General features: G+C 70.2%; 4 protein-coding genes. All 4 read right to left on the bottom strand.

Annotation, left to right across the window (positions count from 1 at the left end; genetic code table 11):
* Positions 1–107: 107 nt before the first annotated feature.
* Positions 108–758, bottom strand: a complete 651-nt coding sequence (locus V7Q81_RS15110) for an ABC transporter substrate-binding protein (protein ID WP_333844955.1) — start codon at positions 756–758, stop codon at positions 108–110.
* A 117-nt stretch (positions 759–875) separates the two neighbouring features.
* On the bottom strand, positions 876–1,865 hold the full coding sequence (locus V7Q81_RS15105) for a lysylphosphatidylglycerol synthase domain-containing protein (protein WP_333844953.1): 990 nt from the start codon (positions 1,863–1,865) through the stop codon (positions 876–878).
* 35 nt (positions 1,866–1,900) lie between these two features.
* Positions 1,901–2,998 (bottom strand): 2-aminoethylphosphonate aminotransferase, encoded by a 1,098-nt coding sequence (locus V7Q81_RS15100; RefSeq protein ID WP_333844951.1) that lies wholly within the window; start codon positions 2,996–2,998, stop codon positions 1,901–1,903.
* Positions 2,995–3,642: thiamine pyrophosphate-dependent enzyme (locus tag V7Q81_RS15095; protein WP_333844949.1), on the bottom strand; the 648-nt coding region annotated here is incomplete at its 5' end. The genes V7Q81_RS15100 and V7Q81_RS15095, both read right to left, overlap by 4 nt.

The following is a 3,642-nucleotide window of genomic DNA, read 5'->3' as shown; positions in this document are numbered from 1 at the left end:
CCGCCGCGCTCAGTACCCGGAGGCCGGCTCGGCCCGATGCGCTGACCAGCCATACCAGGCCGCTGCGGTAGCGCTCGCCCGCAGTCCCCAGGAGCCGCTGCACGCCATCAAGAGCCCGCAGACTTCGACCGAGCCGCACTCTTATCCTTCAGCTTCTTGATCAAGACGTCGAAACCCTCGTGGCTGAGGATGCGCGCGAACTCCGATCGCCGGATGGCGAGATCGCTGACCCCATCCACGACGATGTTGACGATGCGCCAGCGCCCTTCCCGGCGGCGCAGCAGATAGTCGAAGCGGAGGGTCTCGCCTCCTCGCTTAACGAGCTCGCTGCGCACCAGCGCCTCGCCCCGGGGAGTTTGCTCGACGGACAGCGTCCTGAATCGCTCCCCGGAGTAGGCATCGAACTGGTGTGCGTAGGTGGAGATGCTCCACTCGCTGAAGGCAGCCACGAGCAGGGATTTTTGGGCATCGCTCAACCGCTGCCAGTGCCTTCCTGCGGCGAAGGCCGTGATGCTTTGCAGGTCGTGGCTTTCCTCCACCGCGGGCGCCAGGCGCTCGTACCGTCCGGCATAGCCCAGCGTGTCGGCCTCTTTCATCACCGCCACGAGCACCGCCTGGAAGCCTTCCACCACTGCTGCGGGGCTTTCGTCGCCCCCGGCGGTGGGGGAGGCAGCGCAGAGGGCCGCCACCGCGAAAGGCACGAACACCTTCCAGCCCGTCCGCCGCTGGGACAGGGCTCCACTCAGGGCCTTCTCCATGTCGTTGCCTCCTCGAAGGGTGCGTTGTTCCCCAAGATCCCTTTTCCCGCCCGGTCCAGGTTGCCCCCTGGGCGGGGCTTCTTTCCCGTCCAGGCGTGCTTCCGCCCGCGCAGGCCATCACCCGCCTTTCCGCCCTCCTGCGCGGCTTTCCGCCATCTGCCAGGCCGCCAGGCCCGGCAGACCCAAGATCAGTTCTCGGGCGCGTTTTGCCAAGGACAGTGCCAGCGCGAGGGGCGGCTCGAGCCCCAGGAGCGTGCCGAGCAGCAGGTAGGTTCCCTCCTGTACGCCCAGGGCTCCGGGCACCAGGAAAGCGGCGGCGCGCACCGCCTGGCCCAGGCTTTCCAGGAGCAGGGCCTCGGCCCAGCCCACCGGGTGGCCGAGCAGCCCCATGACAAGCCACACCTCTGCGGCGCCCAGGAGCCATCCTGCCAGCAGCCAGCCGCTGCAGCCGAGGAGGGCCCGGCGATCGGCGTAGGTGCGGGAGATAGCCCGGTCCAGGGCAGCGGCGCTGTCGGTCAAAGCTCGCCAATCGCGGCGACCGGTGCAACGCCCGAGGGCTGCCACCAAGGCCGAGAAGAGGCCACGGCGCTGGGCCCAGGCAAACGCCAGCAGCAGCACACTGAGTACCGCCGTGCCGGCGAGCAAGGTATGGGCGATACGCCCCCCGCCGAGGTGAAGCACCAGGAGGGTCACACCGAGGAGGGTGAAGAGGATCTGGGTGAACACCGCCAGGGTCAACTCCACCATCACGCTGGCGCCGGCGATGTCTCCCGGCATGCCCCGCTGGCCGAGCAGGCGCGCCTTGACCAGATCGCCCCCGACTTGGGCCACCGGCAATAGGGCGTTGATCGATTCGCCGATCCAGCGAGCCCACAGCATGGTGGCGAAGGGTAGGCGTGCCCCTGCGGGCACCAGGCGCTGCCAGCCCAGGGTGTCGGCGGTCATGGGTGCCAGATGCAACGCCGCCACTAGGGCGAGCCCCCATCCCGCGGCCTTCAAGGCCTGCGCCAGCTCTGCGACACCCTGCTCGATCACCAAGTAGAGGAACAGGGCCAAGCCGCCCAGCAAAAACAGGCGTAACCCCCGGCCCAGCCCGCCGACCCTCATGGTAGGGCCTCCTCCAGGGCCGGCCTGCCCGGAGTTCACCTGCAGGCTCCGCTCGAGCGCACGCCTTCCAGGAGCTCGCCCACCGCGGCGACGAAGCGCTCCAGGTCGGCGCTCGCGATGGCGCCCATGGTGGACACCCGGAAGATGGACCGGGACAGCGCCCCCTGACCAGCGTAGATGACAAATCCGCGCCGCTTGAGCCCCTCGTGCAGGGTTGGGTAGTCCATGCCTCGGGGCAAGCGGTAGGCGCGCAGCGCCACCGAGCGGGGGCCGGAGCGCAGCAGCGGCTCCACCTGGAGTCGGCCCAACCCGTCCTCCACGATGGCGGCCAGCCGCGCGTAGCGGGCGTGGCGTGCCGGCCAGCCGCCTTCCTCTAGCAGCTCGCCCAGGGCTTCCCGCAGGGCATAGAACAGGGGCACGGCAGGGGTGAAGGCGGTGGTCCCCCCGTCCTGTGCCTGCACGTGGCGCGCAAGGCTCAAATAGAGGCCGCGGCCGGTCCCTTCCGGCGGCAGAGCGTCCCGCCTGACCAGCACGAAGCTCAACCCCGGCGCGCCATGGAGGCACTTGTTGGCGCTGCCGGCGCAAGCGCTCACGCCCCAGGTAGAGAATTCCAGCGCCTCGGCGCCGAAGCTGCTCACCGCGTCCACCAGCAGCCCGAGCCGCCGTTCCCCGCACACGCGGGCGATGGCGGCGAGGTCGTTCAACCGCCCAGTGGTCGTTTCGTGGTGAACCACCGCCACATGGCTCGTCTGGGGCGCCTCATCGAGCTGGCGGGCGAGGGTTTCTGGGTCGACCGGCGTGCCCCAGGGCTGGCGCAGCACGACGTGCCGGATGTCGTGGCAGCGGGCGATCTCCGCTAGGCGGGCGCCGTAGACGCCGTTGTCGATCACCAGGAGGGCGCCATCGGGTGGGACCAGGCTTGCGAGCATCGCTTCCACCGCCGCCGTGCCGGACCCAGAAAGGAGCACCGGCGCCCATTGCCGCGCATCGAGCCCGTAGACCGCCAGCAGCCGCCGCCGCACCGTTTCCTGCAGATCGCCAAACTCTTTCTCCCGATGGCACAGATCGGGGGAGGTCAGGGCCGCGCGCACCCGCGCGCTCAGGTTTACCGGACCAGGGTTGAGCAGGATCATGTCGGCCCCAAGCCGTGGAAGGTGGATGGGCCTAGGCTGCCCAAGTGGGCCATGAAGCGTCGCCGCACTTCGACCGGAGAGAGGGAAGGGCGCGGCAGCCCGGCCGGTTCGTCGGCCGCGATCTTGAGATGGACGAAAATAGGGCCCGCGGTTTGGGTCGAAGCGAGCGCTTCGTCCAGCAAGGACAGCTCGTCCCCTTCCCACACCCTGGGATAGCCACAGGCGGCGGCGATGCCTGCGAAGGAGACGCCGGCCGACACCGTCGCCTGGCCCCCTGTGGAACCGTGGGCCTCGTTGTCGAGCAGCACGTGGACCAGGTTGGGCGGGCGGTAGGCGCCGAGGGTGGCCAGGTTGCCCATGCGCATGAGGGCCGCCCCGTCCCCGTCGAGCACGACGACGCGCAGTGCCGGGCGCGCTAGGGCGAGCCCCAGGGCGAGGGACGAGGCGCATCCCATGGAGCCCACCAGATAGAGCTGGTGGGCGCGATCGCCCAGGGCGTAGAGTTCCCGCCCGGTGTGGCCGGTGGTGGCGATCAGGACGCCGGCGCCCTCGGGCACCCGGGCCGCGATGCGCTCCAATGCTTCCCGCCGGCTGGGCCGGCGTTCCGCGGACCCTTGCCAGCGGGGGCGAACCGGGGCGCCGGG

The organism is Pelomicrobium sp., assembly GCF_036803785.1.
GTDB lineage: Bacteria > Pseudomonadota > Gammaproteobacteria > Burkholderiales > UBA6910 > Pelomicrobium.
Note: the sequence above shows the minus strand (reverse complement) of the source record. Positions and strands in the feature narration are given on the sequence as shown.

Excerpts from the sequence above, each read along its gene's own strand:
- V7Q81_RS15105 (WP_333844953.1), bottom strand. The coding sequence starts at position 1,865 with ATGAGGGTCGGCGGGCTGGGCCGGGGGTTACGCCTGTTTTTGCTGGGC.
- V7Q81_RS15100 (WP_333844951.1), bottom strand. The coding sequence starts at position 2,998 with ATGATCCTGCTCAACCCTGGTCCGGTAAACCTGAGCGCGCGGGTGCGC.
- V7Q81_RS15110 (WP_333844955.1), bottom strand. The coding sequence starts at position 758 with ATGGAGAAGGCCCTGAGTGGAGCCCTGTCCCAGCGGCGGACGGGCTGG.